This is a genomic window from Halalkalicoccus sp. CG83, from assembly GCF_037081715.1.
Classification (GTDB): Archaea; Halobacteriota; Halobacteria; order Halobacteriales; family Halalkalicoccaceae; genus Halalkalicoccus; species Halalkalicoccus ordinarius.
In genome coordinates this window covers 2,335,772-2,350,951 of the sequence record NZ_JAZDDH010000001.1, presented here as the reverse complement: position 1 = coordinate 2,350,951, position 15,180 = coordinate 2,335,772, and the positions used below count along the sequence as shown (strand labels likewise).

Genomic DNA, 15,180 nt, shown 5'->3' with positions numbered 1-15,180 from the left:
ATAGCTGATAGCTTCCCCTCATCTGTGATCAGTCATCCCCGTCCGACCCGTCTTCACCGTCCTCTCCCTCGTCGCTCTCATCCTCGTTTTCGTCGTCCCCCTCGGCTCCGTTTTCGTCGTCCCCCTCGTCGCCGTTCTCCTCGTCGCCGTTCCCTTCGTCCTCCTCCTCTTCGTCCTCCTCCTCTTCGTCTCCCTCATCTTTCCCTTCTTCGTCCTCCTCGCTCTCGGATAGCTCCTTTACGATCATCTCCGCGATCTCTCGACCGATGATCTCGCCGAGCTTTTGACCGGCGATCTCGCCGAGGGCGCGCCCGATCGCTACCCCGGTGTTTTCCTCGTCCTCGTCGAAGGCGTCCTCCAGTTGTGTTCCCTCGAATATCTTTTCGAAATCGATGTCTCCGATCGCCGATTCGAGGGGTTCGAGCATCGACGGACCGTCGCCGTTACCGTTGTCGTTTCCGTTGTCAGTACCGTTACCGTTGTCGTTTCCGTTATCACTCATGGTGTTCTCGTAGGTTCTACAGCCGCGTGCGTTCGTAGTCTATACCGTCGCAGACCTCGTCGTCGATCCGCAGTGGCGAATCCGTCGGACCGGACTGTAGCCCGTCCGCCAATCGAAGCAGTCGAAGGGATCCTCTCATGAGACGACTCACTCGGCTGCTTCGGTCTCCGTTCCGTTCGACTCGTCGTTGGTCGGCTCATCGCCCTCCGACTCGCCGACTAGTTGCTTGATCAGTTCGTTGAGCATCTCCTCGACCGGGATGGACGAGAGCAGCATACTAACCGGGTCGGTCAGCCAGTTCAGGACGTTGCGTATCCAGTTCGAGATCCTGCTTGCTACGTTGCGTACCCAGTTCGAAATTCTGGTTGCGACGTCACTCATCCGGTTCGAGATCCTGTCTCCGATGCTGCTCGCCCATTCGGAGACGCTGCTTACTCGATCCGAGATACTGCCGACGATGCCGCTCAGCAGACCGTTCTCGTCGTCTGCTTCCCCTTCGTCTTCAGCGCCTCCGCCGATCAGACCACGCAGTCGGGCGATCGCTTTTTCCACGGAGTTCCCGAGGCGATTCACGACGGCACGCAGCCCGTCGGCCGGCACTCCCAGGGCGTCCCGAACGCGACTCCCGACGCTTTTCAGCCAGCTGATCGGCGAGGTCAACGCGTTTCGGACCCGACCCAGCGCGTTCCGAAGTGCACTGATCGGCGAGCTCAGGACGCCCCAGACCCGACCCAACGCGCTTCGAAGCGCGCTGATCGGCGAGGTCACTACGTCCCAGACCCGGCTCGCAGCACTGCGTAGCGCGCTGATCGGGGCTGAAAGCGTGTTCGCGATACGGGTTCCGAGGCTGCGCAGCCACTTGAACGGCTTTTTGATCTGGTTCCAGAGCCACTTGAGCGGCGAGGTGATGTAGCTCAACAGGTTCAGGACGGAGTTGAGCAGGCGATTGAGCAGCCCTGACAGCGGGTCCAACAGCCCCGCGACCGCCGACAGCAGGTTCCCGAGCAGGTTCCCCGGTCCGGTGATCGCTCGGATGTCCAGCACGACCTCGTGGAGATCGACCTCGAGTCCGAGGAGGTCGAGAAACAGTCCTTCGAGATCGAGATACAGCACTGTCGACCCACGGTCGGTCCCGTGGCTTGCGGATTCGTCCTCGTCGACCTCGCCCTCGGCCTCCTTCGGACCTTTCCGGCCCTCCTCCTCCTCTTCCTCTTCTTCCTGCTCGACGTCGAGGGTGAGCGTGGCCTCTTCGTCCCCGCCCTCGATCTCGACTGCTTGGTCGTTCGTTTCGTTGTCGGCCTCGACCGTGACCCTGTACTGGCCCTCCGCTAACTCGAAGGAACTCTGACCGCTATCGTCGGTTTCGGCCTCGGAGGGCTGCCCACGAAAGCCCTCGATGACGCCCTTGTCCCCGCTTTCGACCGTGATCGAGGCCCCTGGGACGGGGTCGCCCTCGGCGTTCTGGACGGTCACCATCAGATCGTACGTCTCCTCGTCCGGAACGACGGTGAGCGTGATCTCCTCGTCGTCCTCGAGGGTGAACTGCTCTTCGGCGCTCCCCTCGTCGGCGTCGACCTCGACGGCGTAGTCGCCGTTTTCAAGGAGGAAGGTGGCCTCGCCGTCGGTCCCGGTATCCTGCCGTTCACCCGATTCGAACGCGTCGCCGTCCTTGTCCTCGACCGTGACGGTGGCTCCCTGAATGTACTCGCCCTGGTCGTTCTCGACGGTTACCGTTAGCTCGTACGTCTCTTCGTCGGCTTCTCCTTCTTCTCCATCCGCCTCTTGGTCACCTTCATCCTCCGCTTCCTCTTCGCCTTCTTCCTCTCCACCCTCGTCCCCCTCTTCGTCTTCTTCTCCTTCACCCTCTTCGACGTCGAGAGAGAGCGTGACCTCCTCGTCGTCACCGTCGATATCGACCCGCTCTTCGGCCTGCTCGTCGTCGATTTCGGTTTGGACGCTGTATTCGGCGTTCTCCAACTCGAAGGAGGCTTCGCCGCTGTCGTCCGTTTCTGCGTCTTCGGCCTCGTCGAGAAACCCCTCGATGAGGCCCATGTCCTTGCTCTCTACCGTAAGGGGTGCCCCCGGAACGGGCTCGCCATCCTCGTTCTCGACGGTTACCGTCAGCTCGTGTGTCTCCGGTTCGTCCTCCCCGTTCCCGTCGTCCTCTTCTGACGCTTCACCTTCGCCTTCGGCTTCTCCATTTTCCCCGTCCGCTTCGTCCTCAGCTTCGTCGTCCTCTCCATCGCCCTCCGGTTCGTCCTCCCCGTCAGTTTCGGACTCTTCTTCCTCGTCGTTTTCTTCGGGCGTTTCTACTTCGCCGTCTCCGTCATTCCCACCGTCGCCGTTCTCGTCCGCTTCGTCGCCCCCACCCGCCTCGTCGTCGTCCTCGGGTTCACCGCCATCGGGAAGTAATACGCGCACACCGGTACCATCCTCGTTATCGGTTGTCGATTCCTCACCCATCACTCTCCCGTATCAACGGACTCACTTAAAAAGGGTGCTTGCAGGAGGTTCCGGTCAGTCGAACGCGGGAGTGAACGACTTTCGACAGTCGATACAGACGTGCGAGTCCCTGTTGAGCGCGTCCGCATTCGCGTCGCTGAGGGCGTCCAAGCTCGCGAGTATCGCGGCACCGACGCCGGCCTTGTACACCGCGTCCTCGCTGTCACAGGAGGGGCATTCGATCGAGCTACCGTCCTCCAGCGTGGCGATTCGACGTTCGAGACGGTCGACGCGAGCCGCGAGGTCCTGTATCGCGTCCTCGTCGTCCTCGTCGGCCTGCGCGATCATCTCTACCGCCTCCGAGAGCTCGACCGGCTCGTCGATCCACGGGACGTTGACTTTCTCACTCTCGCTCATAGACGTCTCTCAGGCCCCGAGGCGTTAAAGAACATCCGACCGTGTGACAGGAGCTAGATGTCCTGTTCCATGTCGTCGCGCCGGTATCTGTGGGTCCGCCGATAGCCGGTGACCGTCCGATCCTCGTCCAGCGTGATCTCGTAGCGGCCGAGGATGTCCTGCGTGTCCGGGACGCTGCTTCGTTCGATCACCTCGACGGCGACGCGCCAGCCGTCGTCTTCGCGGTCGATGGCGAGGATCCCGCTGAGGGGATAGCCGACCACGTCTTCAGCGATGTTTCGGACTTTGTTTCGGATCTGACCGATCTCAGTGTCGTCGATGTTGGTTTCGTCGTCTGCCATATCTGTTTCCTGGTCTTCACCCGCGTCCGTTGTGTCTTCTTCGGTCTCCTCGCCCCCCTCGATCGTCTCGTCGTCCGAGTCGTGCTGATAGCAGTAGCCGTCGCTTTGAGCGGGTCGCGTACACCGCTCACCGTCCGCGGTGAGCGCCTTACACTGTTCGTCGTCGGAGGCGGACATCGTCGGATGGTCCCGTCAGGCTACTGGGCTTCGGCGGAGGCCTCGATCTCGATGTCCTCGAGGTCGTCGAGGTCGCCCTCCTCCTCGGCGGCCTCGATCTTCGAGATCTCCCTCGCGTAGTGGAGGAAGGTGTCGACCGACGCGATCACGACACGGGCTTCGACGGTGAGGATCTCGATCCCCACCAGCGAGACGCGTACCCAGATGTCGATGACCGCACCCTTGTCCAGGATCCGGTCGAGCACTTCCGCCAGACTTGAGGTGCTGGGTCTTGCTTGACTCATACTGTTGTCCCTCTGGGTCAAGGGGTGCCTCACACATGTACCTTATCGTTCGGCAGGCAGTTGCAAGCGCACCACTGTTTATAACTTCGAGCCGATAGGTATTACAGGACACGCGGGGGAACAACACAGCATGGGAGACACTGCGCTATACGCCTACGGGGTCATCGAACGCGAGGACGTCGAGTTCGAGACCGACGGCGTGAACGGGGCCGAGCGGGCCTACACCGTCGGCTACCAGACCCTGTCGGCGCTCGTCACCGACATCGACACCGTCGAACCGGAGCAGTCCGACGAGAACACGCGTGCGCACGACGAGGTGCTCCAGCAGTTGCTCCAGTACGACGGCGGCCGGACCGTCGTACCGATGCAGTACGGAATGGCGTTCAAGAACGCCCGAACCCTCAAGAGCGTGCTGCGCGAGGCCCGTCCCGCGTTCACCCGCGCGCTTCGGGAGGTCGAGAACGACGTCGAACTCGGTCTGAAGGTGCTCACCGAGGAGGGCGCCGAGGTCGACGAGGAGGCGATCCGCGAGGAGGTGACCGAACGGTTCGACGAACGCGCGATCAGCGTAACCAGCGACGACCTGTTCAGCGACCGGCTGATCGTGAACCGCTCGTTCCTGATCGACCGCGACGAGCGCGAGGCGTTCGACCGCGCAGTCGGGGAGTTCGAGGACGACCACGAGGAACTGCTCGTTCAGTACACCGGTCCATGGGCGCCGTACAACTTCGTGGACATCGAGATCGGGGCCCAGAGATAATGTTCATTCTCGACGACCTCCTGTTCAAACCGTTCATCTCGATCCTCGACGCGCTCCACACCCTCGCGATGAACGAGCTCTACGACGTCGAGGCGATCCAGGACGAGCTGAAGGAGAACCAGCTCCTCTACGAACTCGGAGAGCGTTCGAAGGAGGAGTACGAACAGCGCAGACGCGAACTCGAGGAGGAGATGGAGATCGCTCGTGCGGCCCACGAACAACTCCGAAACAAGACGATCGAGATACAAGGCTAATGAACGACGAACACGACGAACACGACGACCGAGAGACCAGCCTGTTCGGCGCGATTCGACACGTGATCGACTCGCTGGTCGACGCCGAACGCGAGGGTAGGAGCGGCGCCCAAGGCACCGGACGGATCCCGAAGGGACACTTCACGACCCAGTACGGCTTCTCGGGGCGGATCGGCTCCTCGGAGTCGTCCGAGGAGGACGGGGGGTCGACGCACCGAACCGAGGAGGAGTCGCCGTATCTGGTCGACGTCCGATACGACGACGCGGACGAGGAGCTGCTGGTCGTCGCCGACCTCCCGGAGGTGGAGGCCGACGAGCTGACCGTCGGCCTCGACCGTGACCGAAACGAGCTCGTCATCGGCGTCGAGAACCGGTCGGTCGACCGGATCGAGCTCCCCTGGCCCGTCGCCGACGTCGAGAGCCGGTTCCAGCACGGCGTCCTCGAGCTCCGGTTCACGCCGGAGGAGGAAGAGCGATGAGCGACGACGGCCTGAACGTCGAACAGCTCGCGGAGCACTCCGAGACGATCGGGAGGCTCCTCACGGACCTGAAACGGGCGATCGTCGAGGACGACGACCAGACCGATCTGATCGAACTCGCGGAGGATCTGTGGGACGTTCTCGACGAGACCCAGGACGTCCTCGAGACGATCGACTTCGAGGAGGTACCCGAGGCGATCGACCTCGAGGAGCTCGGCGAGAACGTCGACATCGAGGACATCCCCGAGGGACTGCTCGACGAGGACGAGACCGCGATCGAACTGAGCACCGTCCGCGAGGCGGTCAACCTCCGGGAGCTGTGGGACGCGGTCGATCTCATGGAGCTTCGCGAGGAGAAACAGCAGCTCGAGAACGAGGTCGACGACGTCACCTCCGACGAGGGCGAGGACGACGGCGGCCTGCTCGGCGATGACGGTCTCGTCGGGGACGATGACGACGGCGGTCTGTTGGGTGACGACGAGGAGGACGACGGGCTGCTCGACACCGACAACGTGATCGGCACCGAGGGTGCACACGTCCAGTTCGACGCCGAGGCGCGCCAGGCGTTCCTCGAGGACAAGATCAAGACCGCCGTCGAGAAGTTCCGATCGGTACTGCTCTCGACCCACGACAAGCTCCACAGGCTCTACGAGCTGAACCAGCAGAAGCTCGGCCAGCCGGGCCGCCAGCCCGACTCGCTGAACCCGACGGCGTACTCGTCGCTGCCGCCGGGGCCGGTCCCCGACTCGGCCTCGACGCGGCGCTCGACGGTACCCGCGCAGGTGAAGTACTCGAAGGTGGAGAACCCCCGGCGGATCTACGGGCGTCGGTTCACGAAGGAGAAACGAAAGGCCGACGCTGACGAGAACGGATCCGAGGCGACGAACCGGACGGACGAGGACGAAGACGAGACGACCGACGCAGACGAGGAATCCGAGGCGATCGAGGTGGAAAACAATGAGTAGAGACTACGGAAGCAGTGCGAAACCCACGCGCAAACAGGCCGACCTCGCAGACGTACTGGAGATGGTGCTCGACAAGGGCATCGTGATCAACGCGGACATCGCCATCACCGTCGGAGAGACCGAGATGATCGGCATCGAGATCCGCGCGGCGATCGCCTCGTTCGAGACCGCCGCGAAGTACGGGCTCGCCTTCCCCAGCGGCACCGACATGCGTCGGGTCGAGCAGGCCTCCGGCCGCGAGCCCCTCGAGGGAGAGGACGGCGAGACGATCGACCTCGGGATCGAGGCGAGCAAGGGCGGCGCGAGCAACGAGGATGGGACGGACTCCCCGCAGAACCCGCCGCGAAAGCGACCCGATCCGCGGACCCCGGTCGACGAGGGAAGCGTCGACGCCGAGGCGAGCGACTTCCTTGGAGACGAGGACTCCGAGGACGGCGACGCCAATGAGGGAAGCGACGCTGACGGGGAGGCCGACGACGCGGGGGGTTCGGAGGAGTCATGAAACACATCGAGCTCGACGAGGACGAGGACGACGGCGGCGCCTCGGGGCTGCTCGCGCTCGTCGTGACCGTCATCGAGCTGCTGATCGAGACGATGGAACGCGAGGCGATCCGCCGGATGGAATCGGGACAGCTCGACCCCGAGGAGATCGAGCGGCTCGGCGCCCAGCTACAGGCGCTCGAGGAGGAGGTCGCGGCGATCAAGGAGCGAGAGGGAATCGAGGACGACGTCGAGCAGCTCCGGGGCGACCTCGACTCGCTCGTCACCGACGCGGTCGAGCAGGTCCGCGATCAGGAGCTCCCGGAATGACCGACACAACCGACCCCGGCGGCGCGAACGCCGACCTCGAGTTCGACGAGGGACGATATCTCTACTGTGCGGTCCGCGCCGCCGACGACGAGAGCTTCACCGCGGAGGGGATCGAGGACGGAACGACCTCGCTTCTCGTCCGGAACGGGATCGGCGTGGTCACCCAGCCCGTCGACTCCGTCTACGACTCCGACGACATGACGCGGGTTCGAAGCTGGCTGTTGGCCCACCAGCAGGTCGTCGACGAGGCCGGCCAGCGCTTCGGTACGCCGCTTCCCTTCCGGTTCGACACGATCATCAAAGGCGACGACGAGACGGTCTACGAGTGGCTCGCCGAACGTCGCGAGGAGATCGACGACGCCCTCGAGACGCTCGCGGGCCGGTGGGAGTACCGCATCGAGGTCCGGTGGGACGAGGCCTCGATGCGCGAGACGGTTCTCGAGGGGGACGAGGAGCTTCAGGAGCTCGCGGCACGCACCGAGGAGGCGAGCGAGGGGACGGGGTACCTGCTCGAGAAGCAGTACGAACAGCGGCTCAACGAGCGCCTTCAGGAGCGACGCGACGCGGTCGCGGAGACGCTCTACGGACTCGTCGAACCCCACGCCGTCGAGATCCAGCGATCGGGCGGCGGCTCGAACGTCGTCTCGACCGAGACGGACGACGAGCTCGATCGGGTCGCCCAAATCTCGGTGCTCGCCCCCCGCGAGAACGAGGAGGCGATCGGGGAGGCACTCGAGGAGATCAACGGACGTCCCGCCCACGAGGTACGCTACACCGGCCCGTGGCCGCCGTACAGCTACGCGCCACAGATCGGGGGTGAGGCCCAGTGAAACCGACCAAGGAGCCCGACCACGCGATCGTCGACGTGCTCGACGTGCTTCTGCGCGAGGGAGCGATGATCCAGGCGGACGTGCTGATCACGGTCGCCGACATCCCGCTGATCGGGATCAACCTCCAGGCGGCGATCGCGGGGATGACGACGATGACCGAGTACGGCTTCTTCGAGAACTGGGACGTCGAGAAACGCCGCATGAGCGAGGAGCGACGCTCGTCGTTCGGCAAGCGGCCCGCGCCGACGGTCCCACACTCCGACGCCGAGTCGGATTCGGACTCCGACTCCGACTCCGACTCCGGCTCCGACGAACGGTAAGCTCTTTGCCGGCGGTGGGCCACCCTCGCGTATGGTCACGCTCGGACTGGTGGTCGCGCGGTTCAACCGCGAGGTCACCGAGGCGATGGAGGAGGCCGCCCACGAGGCGGCCGCTGACCGGGGGGCGACGGTCGAGGAGACCCTCTACGTTCCCGGCGCGTACGACACGCCGCTCGCGGCCGATCGACTGGCGCGCCGCGAGGGAATCGACGCCGTCGTGGCGCTCGGCGCGATCGTCACGGGCGCCACCGACCACGATCGGACCATCGCCGACGCCGCCGCACGCGGGCTGACCGAGGTGAGCCTCGACCGCGACGTCCCCGTGACGTTCGGAATCTCCGGTCCGGGGATGACCGCCGACGAGGCCCGGGCGCGAACCGATTACGGCGCACGCGCCGTCGAGAGTGCGATCGACCTGATGGAAGAACTATGAGCTTCGAATTCACGAACCGTATCGGCCGTGTCGAACCGAGCGCGACCCTCGCGATCAGCCAGCTGGCCTCCGAACTCGAGGCGGAGGGGGCGGACGTCGTCGACCTCTCAGTGGGCGAACCCGACTTTCCCACGCCAGAGAACGTCGTCGAGGCGGGTAAGGAGGCGATGGACGCCGGCCACACCGGCTACACCGGCTCGAACGGCATTCCCGAGCTGCGCGAGGCGATCAGCGAGAAGCTGCGGGGTGACGGCCTCGAGTACGACCCCGAGAAGGTGATCGTCACCCCCGGTGCGAAACAGGCGCTCTACGAGACGTTCCAGACGCTCGTCGACGACGGCGAGGAGGTCGTCCTGCTGGACCCGGCGTGGGTCTCCTACGAGGCGATGGCGAAGCTCGCGGGCGGCGAGCTCTCGCGGGTCGACCTCTCGGCCCACGACTTCCGCCTCGAGCCCGCGCTCGAGGACCTCGCCGACGTGGTGAGCGACGACGCCGCGCTGCTGGTCGTCAACTCCCCGAGCAATCCGTCAGGAGCCGTCTACTCCGACGCCGCCCTCGAAGGGGTGCGCGACCTCGCCGTCGAGCACGACGTCGCGGTGATCGCCGACGAGATCTACGAGCGCATCACCTACGGTGCGGACCCGACGCCGCTGGCCTCGCTCGAGGGAATGGACGAGCGGACGGTCACGATCAACGGCTTCTCGAAGGCTTACTCGATGACCGGTTGGCGGCTGGGTTATCTCGCCGCTCCCGAGGAGCTCGTCGACGAGGCGAGCAAGCTCCACTCGCACTCGGTCTCGTGTGCGACGAACTTCGTCCAGCACGCCGGAATCGAAGCGCTCGAGAACACCGAGAGCGACGTCGAGGAGATGGTCGAGGCGTTCGAGCGCCGACGGGACCTGCTGGTCGAGCTGTTCAAGGACCACGGCATCGAGGTCCGCGCGCCCGAGGGTGCCTTCTACATGATGGTACCCGTCGACGACGACGACCAGGCGTGGTGCGAGGGCGCGATCCAGGACGCCCACGTCGCGACCGTGCCGGGAAGCGCGTTCGGCACGCCCGGCTACGCACGGCTCTCGTACGCCAACAGCGAGGAGCGGATCCGTGAGGCGATAGACCGGCTGGCGAGCGAGGACTACCTGTAGCCGATACGGATCGGGAGCCCACCCGTCTCCGAGTTATTGGACATCTGGTGAAAACGGCGTACTGAATGAGGGCGCATATACAGCACAACCAGGACTGAAAGAGAACCCCCCTGACTCATCACCTACGGTTTCTTTCCTGAGGGGACTCGATCCTCATTTTCGAGTATGCGTTTCAAATTCTCGCCCTCTTCTCGCATGTGCGTTCGGACGGCGTCGAATTCTCTCTTGTTGAGCCGAGCACCGATCGGTCCAGTTCGTACTTTGATTCGCTGGGTAAGTTCACAGCCGTCCGGACGAGTATTGATCGTGAAGCTGATGTGAGGCATAAGCAGCCCGATCAGTAGTGACGTCGGCTTGAACTCCATGTATCGATCGGGAGTCACCTTTACGAACTTTACCGTCTTTTTCTGTAACTTTCCTGCAATCCGTTCCTCGAAATAGGCCTCCGCGCCCTGTTCCAACCCAACCCCCTCTATCCAGCGGAACGTGATGTGATCGGGGTGCCAGCGCTCGTAGTTCTCCTCCATCTCCTCGAAAAATCGATAGACTTCTTCCGAAGGTGTCTCAACAGCTGTGGTCTCTTTCAATATCATTCTTGACTTAAAAATACTGTCTAACCCTAAATAGCTGCGCGTAGAATCCTGGTATGCAACCTTCGTGTGGACCAGCGGAGTGTCTATACACTCGAAACAGCAAATCACCGCGTTTTCCATGGGTAGGTTGGTACGCTGCTGCATACACCCTCTGTATTCAGCACGTCGGTTCGATGGATCCCTAACCTGATAATCAGAGAGCATGCGGACTTTTGCTCGTTCGAAGTAGGCCACCTCGTCACCGATAATCGCGAGTTTCCGTGTTGGATGAAGTCACACACCCAATCATCGCCGGCGACGATGTAGCCGCCTTTGACTTAATGAAGCGTTCAGTTCCTCCGTGTATCGGGGGTAGGATTCATTTATGACGGGAGAGAACGATTCAGTAATGGTGATGTGATAGCATGGCAACCGAGGACACTACCAGATACAACACACGGATCGAGACGAATCGGTGGGAGTCCTTTACTCGCTTGGCGTTCTCCTACTTCGCTGATCCGGAGTATGATGTCGAACGGGAGTTTAAGCTCGAGGAGGGAAGCTATGAACTCCGGTTTACGGACGAAGACAGGGATGAGGAAGTGGTCTTTGTCTACGGCGGAAGTCCGCCTGATATGACTCAGGAGTACCTTCAGCAGATGCAGAAGGTGTTCGAGGGATCGACAGATCTAACGAACGCCTGGACGAACATGTTGAAATGACCTGGTCCAGCGAAATCAAATCAGACGCTTATCTGGAGTTGGGCGAGAACGGCCTTGCCCTCGTCGTCGGCAGCGTCGCCGAACGGGCGGTCGGAGGGGCGAAGAGCGCCGTCCTCGTCGTTCGGCCGTAGTTCAGAGCCCCAGATGAAGGCGATCCCGGGGGTCGTGACGACCGCGAGCAACGGTTCCGACGGCGTACCGACGCGGAGGACGTCGGCGAACGTGTAGCCATCGGGGGCGTAGACCGGTAGGTTCGGCTGGTAGCCGACGGGGGTCATGAACGCGGTCGAGGCGGCGAAGGTGACATCGATACAGTCGGTACTTCACTGACCCGAAGGACTAGTTGACCGAGCCTCCGGCTTTGCCCGATCTTCGGCCTTCGAGTTGCGTATCCCTTCCGTCGTTAGAACCGGCGTGCTGAATGGAGAGTGCGTATCGTACAGACGGTCGGAGCCGTAGCGACCGCTCGTTACTCGAATTCCGTGCTCTTGGATTCGTAGACTCTCGTCAGTTTACCGGGCGTCAGTCGGTGAGTGGCATCGCGTATCGCCTCGAACTGCTCTAACACCTCCGTCGAATCGACGGATCCCTCGCGTCTCGTCCGTGATTCCTCTCGAGGCATATCGTACAGACGATTCATCAATCGCTCGACGGTGTGCGCGTCAGTTTTCGACTCGACCTCGAACGTCGCCTCGTACTCGTCCATCCGTGTAGATCGTTCGCCCAAGGCATGACGTTTGGTTCTACGGAGTAGCGGAACGCCCGCGATCTACCGATCCGAGTGGCTCCACTTCGTCTCCGGCTCGTCACGACGGTGCCTACATCCCCTCTGTTCATCATGACGATCCCGTTAGATCAGTTATCCGTTACACCGGGATGGGTGTAGGATCACGTCATTCCATACTATGAGAGCCGCGAGGCGACGTCGGCCTCGGTGACGATGCCGACGGTCTCGCCCGTGTCGGTCACCATCACGGCCTTGTAGTGGTCGAGTAGGTTGCCGATCTCGTCGAGCGTCGCCTCCCGGGACACCGTGGGAAAGCTCTCGCCCATGTGTTCGACGACCGGTTCGTCGCGGGCCTCGGCGTCGAGGTGGACGAGGTCGCTCTGGCTGATGCTCCCCACGGGAATGCCGTTCTGCAGCACGGGAAGCTGGGAGTACGCCTCCTCGTCCATCCGCTTGACCGCCTCGCGGATCGCGTCATCGGGTTCGACGTGGATCACTTCGGTGTTCATCAGTTCGGCCGCGCGGACGATGCCGCCCTCGGCCTCCTCGAGGGCGTTGACGATCCGGCGCAGCGTCGAGAGGCGCGGATCGACGTCGCCACCCTCGATCCGGGCGATCAGCGGCTGGGAGACGCCCGCCCGTTCGGCGAGCGTGCTCTGGGTCAGATCCAGCTCGATCCGGCGTTCACGCAGATCCTGGGGGGACGGGAGATCCATACCGATTCATAACTATAGGTTATACTAAAAGGTTGGGTTGCGGGGAACCTTCATGAACGTCCGCTCTGTACCGACGCGTATGCCAGGTGGAACCGATCAGACGCTTCGTCCGTTTCTCTGGAGAGCAGAACGAATGTTTCCCGATCGGGAGGTCGTCTCCCGAACCGCGGACGGTATCGAACGCTACGACTACGAGACCTACGGCGAGCGCGTCGCCCAGCTCGCTCACGCCCTCGATGAGGCGGGGGTCGAACAGGGAGACCGCGTAGGGACGTTTTGCTGGAACCACCATCGTCACTTCGAGACCTACTTCGGCGTCCCGAGCGTCGGCGCACAGCTCCACACGATCAATCCCCTCCTCCCGGATCATCACCTCGAGCACATCGTGAGCGACGCCGAGGACCGCGTGTTGTTCGTCGACCCCTCGCTGGTCGAGAAGCTCGAGGGGCCCGCCGAGAGCGAGACGTTCGACGTCGTCGAGCAGTACGTCATCATGGGCGACGCCGTTCCGGAGACGTCGCTCTCGCCCGTGACCGACTACGAGTCGTTCATCGCGGACCAGCCGACGGAGTACGACTGGCCCGACCTCGACGAGGACCAGCCCGCGGGGATGTGCTACACGTCCGGGACGACGGGCAACCCCAAGGGCGTCGAATACACCCAGCAGATGCTCTGGTCACACACGATGGCGACGCTGCCCGCCTCGGGCCTCGACATCCGTGCCGAGGACGTCGTGATGCCCGTCGTCCCGATGTTCCACGTCAACGCGTGGGGGATGCCCTTCACCACCACTGCGGCCGGCGCGAAGCACGTCTATCCCGGGCCGTCGCCGGAGCCGGCGGACCTCGCGAAGCTCATCGAGGAGGAGGGTGTGACGCTGTCGGCGGGCGTTCCCACCGTCTGGCTCGGCCTGCTCGAGTACGGTCGCGAGAACGAAATCGACCTCTCCAGCCTCGAACGGCTGATCATCGGCGGCAGCGCCGCCCCCGAGAGCCTCATCCGGACGTTCGACGAGGAGTACGACGTCGAGGTGCTCCACGCGTGGGGGATGACCGAGATGTCGCCGATCGGCAGCGTCTCGCACCTCAAGCCCGGCATGGAGGAGTGGGACGACGAGCGCCGCGACCAGAAACGCGCGAAACAGGGACTTCTCGTACCTGGCCTCGAGATGCGCGTGATCGACGAGGACGGCGAGGAAGTCGAGTGGGACGGCGAGGCGTTCGGCGAACTCTGGGTGCGCGGCCCCTGGGTCACCACGGAGTACTTCGAGCGCCCCGAGGCCACCGAGGAGGACGTCGAGGACGGCTGGCTCAAGACCGGCGACGTCGTGACGATCGATCCCGAGGGCTACATCAAGATCGTCGACCGGGCGAAGGACGTCATCAAATCAGGCGGGGAGTGGATCTCCTCGGTCGAACTCGAGAACACGCTGATGGGCCACGACGACGTCGCCGAGGCGACCGTGGTGGGCGTTCCCCACGAACGCTGGCAGGAGCGGCCGGTCGCGTTCGTCGTCCCTGCCGGGGGGGCCGACGAGGGGACGTTGAGCGAGGAACTGCTCTCGATGGTCCGCGAGGAGTACCCCAAGTGGTGGACGCCCGACGACGTGCTGTTCATCGACGAGGTGCCGAAGACCTCGACCGGGAAGTTCGACAAGAAGGTACTTCGCGAGGAGTACAACGACCAGTCGCTGGTCGAGGGGAACGTCCCCGAGGAGGCGGCGCCGGACGCGACCGACTAACCCTCCTCCTCGCCCGTTTCGATCGTCTCGATCACCGAGAGAGGGACGTCCCGGAGCGCCCCGCCGACCTCGCTCTTGGCGATCCGCTGGGCGTGCTCCGTCCCGTCGGCGTTGAACACCGTCATCTCGAGAACCAGGCCGACGAGCGCGGTGTCGGCGGCGATGTACGCCGAGTCGAACGGCTCGCCGCAGGCCGGACAGGGGGTCGCGCCGACCTCCACCTCGACGTAGTCCATCTCCTGTTGGTTCAGTCGCTTTCCGGCCTCGCTCACGGCGACGCCGATGGCGTCGTCGATCTCGTCGACGTCCCGTACCAGCCACGCCGCCTCCATCACTACGAGATAGTTCATGCCCTCCCCTCGCTCGCGCGGCGGGGAGTGTGTTGCGGTTCGAGCGCGCACGTGAACCCGATGATCGCCATACGTTACGGATGAGGCTCCGCTCGCCAACGGGCGTGATTCGACGCTCGCCGGGTCTCGTCGGATCGAGGACGACGCGTCGATCGGACGAGGACTCGAATCCGAGAACCGCACGACGGAAGCG

At 63.5% G+C, this 15,180-nt stretch carries 21 protein-coding genes; 12 read left to right on the top strand and 9 right to left on the bottom strand.

The genetic code is table 11. The features are described from left to right. Positions 1 to 28: 28 nt before the first annotated feature. The 5 genes from V0Z78_RS12215 to gvpA all read right to left on the bottom strand — a co-directional run bounded on the left by V0Z78_RS12215 (position 29) and on the right by gvpA (position 4,163). Positions 29 to 502, bottom strand: a complete 474-nt coding sequence (locus tag V0Z78_RS12215; protein ID WP_336344911.1) for a hypothetical protein — start codon at positions 500 to 502, stop codon at positions 29 to 31. Positions 503 to 649: 147 nt separating this feature from the next. Continuing rightward, positions 650 to 2,965 (bottom strand): carboxypeptidase regulatory-like domain-containing protein, encoded by a 2,316-nt coding sequence (locus tag V0Z78_RS12210; RefSeq protein ID WP_336344910.1) that lies wholly within the window; start codon positions 2,963 to 2,965, stop codon positions 650 to 652. Positions 2,966 to 3,019: 54 nt separating this feature from the next. Further along, the gene (locus V0Z78_RS12205; protein WP_336344909.1) at positions 3,020 to 3,361 is read right to left on the bottom strand and encodes a hypothetical protein; all 342 of its coding nucleotides are present in this window, start codon (positions 3,359 to 3,361) and stop codon (positions 3,020 to 3,022) included. Positions 3,362 to 3,414: 53 nt separating this feature from the next. After that, the gene (gene gvpO, locus V0Z78_RS12200; protein ID WP_336344908.1) at positions 3,415 to 3,879 is read right to left on the bottom strand and encodes a gas vesicle protein GvpO, halophile-type; all 465 of its coding nucleotides are present in this window, start codon (positions 3,877 to 3,879) and stop codon (positions 3,415 to 3,417) included. Positions 3,880 to 3,899: 20 nt separating this feature from the next. Next, the gene (gvpA, locus tag V0Z78_RS12195; protein WP_332099299.1) at positions 3,900 to 4,163 is read right to left on the bottom strand and encodes a gas vesicle protein GvpA; all 264 of its coding nucleotides are present in this window, start codon (positions 4,161 to 4,163) and stop codon (positions 3,900 to 3,902) included. Positions 4,164 to 4,293: 130 nt separating this feature from the next. Here gvpA and V0Z78_RS12190 point away from each other — a divergent pair, with 130 nt between their 5' ends. Genes V0Z78_RS12190 through V0Z78_RS12145 form a run of 10 tightly spaced genes read left to right on the top strand, consistent with a single transcriptional unit; the run spans position 4,294 to position 10,159 of the window. Beyond that, positions 4,294 to 4,923: a GvpL/GvpF family gas vesicle protein gene (locus V0Z78_RS12190; protein ID WP_336344907.1), complete on the top strand. Its 630-nt coding sequence runs from the start codon at positions 4,294 to 4,296 to the stop codon at positions 4,921 to 4,923. Then, the gene (gene gvpG, locus V0Z78_RS12185) at positions 4,923 to 5,177 is read left to right on the top strand and encodes a gas vesicle protein GvpG (RefSeq protein WP_336344906.1); all 255 of its coding nucleotides are present in this window, start codon (positions 4,923 to 4,925) and stop codon (positions 5,175 to 5,177) included. Before V0Z78_RS12190 ends, gvpG begins: the two co-directional genes overlap by 1 nt. Beyond that, complete coding sequence (gene gvpH, locus V0Z78_RS12180; RefSeq protein WP_336344905.1) at positions 5,177 to 5,656, top strand: gas vesicle protein GvpH; 480 nt, start codon at positions 5,177 to 5,179, stop codon at positions 5,654 to 5,656. The genes gvpG and gvpH overlap by 1 nt, the downstream gene beginning before the upstream one ends. Further along, the gene (locus V0Z78_RS12175) at positions 5,653 to 6,621 is read left to right on the top strand and encodes a hypothetical protein (RefSeq protein WP_336344904.1); all 969 of its coding nucleotides are present in this window, start codon (positions 5,653 to 5,655) and stop codon (positions 6,619 to 6,621) included. Before gvpH ends, V0Z78_RS12175 begins: the two co-directional genes overlap by 4 nt. Then, positions 6,614 to 7,123: a gas vesicle protein GvpJ gene (gvpJ, locus tag V0Z78_RS12170; RefSeq protein ID WP_336344903.1), complete on the top strand. Its 510-nt coding sequence runs from the start codon at positions 6,614 to 6,616 to the stop codon at positions 7,121 to 7,123. Before V0Z78_RS12175 ends, gvpJ begins: the two co-directional genes overlap by 8 nt. Next, complete coding sequence (locus V0Z78_RS12165; RefSeq protein ID WP_336344902.1) at positions 7,120 to 7,431, top strand: gas vesicle protein K; 312 nt, start codon at positions 7,120 to 7,122, stop codon at positions 7,429 to 7,431. Before gvpJ ends, V0Z78_RS12165 begins: the two co-directional genes overlap by 4 nt. Beyond that, the gene (gene gvpL, locus V0Z78_RS12160) at positions 7,428 to 8,261 is read left to right on the top strand and encodes a gas vesicle protein GvpL (RefSeq protein WP_336344901.1); all 834 of its coding nucleotides are present in this window, start codon (positions 7,428 to 7,430) and stop codon (positions 8,259 to 8,261) included. Before V0Z78_RS12165 ends, gvpL begins: the two co-directional genes overlap by 4 nt. Then, positions 8,258 to 8,581: a gas vesicle protein GvpM gene (gene gvpM / locus V0Z78_RS12155; RefSeq protein WP_336344900.1), complete on the top strand. Its 324-nt coding sequence runs from the start codon at positions 8,258 to 8,260 to the stop codon at positions 8,579 to 8,581. The genes gvpL and gvpM overlap by 4 nt, the downstream gene beginning before the upstream one ends. Before the next feature lie 31 nt (positions 8,582 to 8,612). Then, entirely contained in the window at positions 8,613 to 9,014 is a 402-nt protein-coding gene (gene ribH, locus V0Z78_RS12150) for a 6,7-dimethyl-8-ribityllumazine synthase (protein WP_336344899.1), read from the top strand. Continuing rightward, positions 9,011 to 10,159: a pyridoxal phosphate-dependent aminotransferase gene (locus V0Z78_RS12145; protein ID WP_336344898.1), complete on the top strand. Its 1,149-nt coding sequence runs from the start codon at positions 9,011 to 9,013 to the stop codon at positions 10,157 to 10,159. Before ribH ends, V0Z78_RS12145 begins: the two co-directional genes overlap by 4 nt. A 122-nt stretch (positions 10,160 to 10,281) precedes the next feature. On the opposite strand, the gene V0Z78_RS12140 is transcribed toward V0Z78_RS12145, so the two are convergent. After that, a complete protein-coding gene (locus V0Z78_RS12140) occupies positions 10,282 to 10,896 on the bottom strand; it encodes an SRPBCC family protein (RefSeq protein WP_336344897.1) in 615 nt (204 codons plus the stop codon). Positions 10,897 to 11,156: 260 nt separating this feature from the next. On the opposite strand from V0Z78_RS12140, the gene V0Z78_RS12135 reads away from it, so the two are divergent. Next, positions 11,157 to 11,453 (top strand): hypothetical protein, encoded by a 297-nt coding sequence (locus V0Z78_RS12135; protein ID WP_336344896.1) that lies wholly within the window; start codon positions 11,157 to 11,159, stop codon positions 11,451 to 11,453. 20 nt (positions 11,454 to 11,473) lie between these two features. Here V0Z78_RS12135 and V0Z78_RS12130 read toward each other — a convergent pair whose 3' ends face one another. After that, positions 11,474 to 11,731, bottom strand: coding sequence for a hypothetical protein (locus V0Z78_RS12130; protein ID WP_336344895.1), 258 nt, complete (start codon positions 11,729 to 11,731; stop codon positions 11,474 to 11,476). A gap of 625 nt (positions 11,732 to 12,356) precedes the next feature. Further along, complete coding sequence (locus tag V0Z78_RS12125; RefSeq protein WP_336344894.1) at positions 12,357 to 12,896, bottom strand: CBS domain-containing protein; 540 nt, start codon at positions 12,894 to 12,896, stop codon at positions 12,357 to 12,359. A gap of 79 nt (positions 12,897 to 12,975) precedes the next feature. Between V0Z78_RS12125 and V0Z78_RS12120 the strand changes: the two genes are divergently transcribed. Further along, positions 12,976 to 14,637: a long-chain fatty acid--CoA ligase gene (locus V0Z78_RS12120; RefSeq protein ID WP_336344893.1), complete on the top strand. Its 1,662-nt coding sequence runs from the start codon at positions 12,976 to 12,978 to the stop codon at positions 14,635 to 14,637. Here the strand turns inward: V0Z78_RS12120 and V0Z78_RS12115 are convergent. Continuing rightward, positions 14,634 to 14,987 carry a DUF555 domain-containing protein gene (locus V0Z78_RS12115; RefSeq protein WP_336344892.1) on the bottom strand — a complete coding sequence of 118 codons (354 nt, stop codon included), beginning with the start codon at positions 14,985 to 14,987 and terminating at the stop codon, positions 14,634 to 14,636. The two genes, V0Z78_RS12120 and V0Z78_RS12115, sit on opposite strands and share 4 nt — an antisense overlap. Positions 14,988 to 15,180 lie beyond the last annotated feature (193 nt).

Bases quoted from the DNA above. Each gene is read 5' to 3' on its own strand.
- gvpA (WP_332099299.1), bottom strand. From the start codon at position 4,163: ATGAGTCAAGCAAGACCCAGCACCTCAAGTCTGGCGGAAGTGCTCGAC.
- V0Z78_RS12120 (WP_336344893.1), top strand. From the start codon at position 12,976: ATGCCAGGTGGAACCGATCAGACGCTTCGTCCGTTTCTCTGGAGAGCA.
- V0Z78_RS12175 (WP_336344904.1), top strand. From the start codon at position 5,653: ATGAGCGACGACGGCCTGAACGTCGAACAGCTCGCGGAGCACTCCGAG.
- gvpO (WP_336344908.1), bottom strand. From the start codon at position 3,879: ATGTCCGCCTCCGACGACGAACAGTGTAAGGCGCTCACCGCGGACGGT.
- gvpJ (WP_336344903.1), top strand. From the start codon at position 6,614: ATGAGTAGAGACTACGGAAGCAGTGCGAAACCCACGCGCAAACAGGCC.
- V0Z78_RS12165 (WP_336344902.1), top strand. From the start codon at position 7,120: ATGAAACACATCGAGCTCGACGAGGACGAGGACGACGGCGGCGCCTCG.
- gvpL (WP_336344901.1), top strand. From the start codon at position 7,428: ATGACCGACACAACCGACCCCGGCGGCGCGAACGCCGACCTCGAGTTC.
- V0Z78_RS12215 (WP_336344911.1), bottom strand. From the start codon at position 502: ATGAGTGATAACGGAAACGACAACGGTAACGGTACTGACAACGGAAAC.
- V0Z78_RS12125 (WP_336344894.1), bottom strand. From the start codon at position 12,896: ATGGATCTCCCGTCCCCCCAGGATCTGCGTGAACGCCGGATCGAGCTG.
- V0Z78_RS12190 (WP_336344907.1), top strand. From the start codon at position 4,294: ATGGGAGACACTGCGCTATACGCCTACGGGGTCATCGAACGCGAGGAC.
- V0Z78_RS12140 (WP_336344897.1), bottom strand. From the start codon at position 10,896: ATGCAGCAGCGTACCAACCTACCCATGGAAAACGCGGTGATTTGCTGT.
- ribH (WP_336344899.1), top strand. From the start codon at position 8,613: ATGGTCACGCTCGGACTGGTGGTCGCGCGGTTCAACCGCGAGGTCACC.
- V0Z78_RS12205 (WP_336344909.1), bottom strand. From the start codon at position 3,361: ATGAGCGAGAGTGAGAAAGTCAACGTCCCGTGGATCGACGAGCCGGTC.
- gvpH (WP_336344905.1), top strand. From the start codon at position 5,177: ATGAACGACGAACACGACGAACACGACGACCGAGAGACCAGCCTGTTC.
- V0Z78_RS12115 (WP_336344892.1), bottom strand. From the start codon at position 14,987: ATGAACTATCTCGTAGTGATGGAGGCGGCGTGGCTGGTACGGGACGTC.
- V0Z78_RS12130 (WP_336344895.1), bottom strand. From the start codon at position 11,731: ATGACCCCCGTCGGCTACCAGCCGAACCTACCGGTCTACGCCCCCGAT.
- gvpG (WP_336344906.1), top strand. From the start codon at position 4,923: ATGTTCATTCTCGACGACCTCCTGTTCAAACCGTTCATCTCGATCCTC.
- V0Z78_RS12135 (WP_336344896.1), top strand. From the start codon at position 11,157: ATGGCAACCGAGGACACTACCAGATACAACACACGGATCGAGACGAAT.
- V0Z78_RS12145 (WP_336344898.1), top strand. From the start codon at position 9,011: ATGAGCTTCGAATTCACGAACCGTATCGGCCGTGTCGAACCGAGCGCG.
- V0Z78_RS12210 (WP_336344910.1), bottom strand. From the start codon at position 2,965: ATGGGTGAGGAATCGACAACCGATAACGAGGATGGTACCGGTGTGCGC.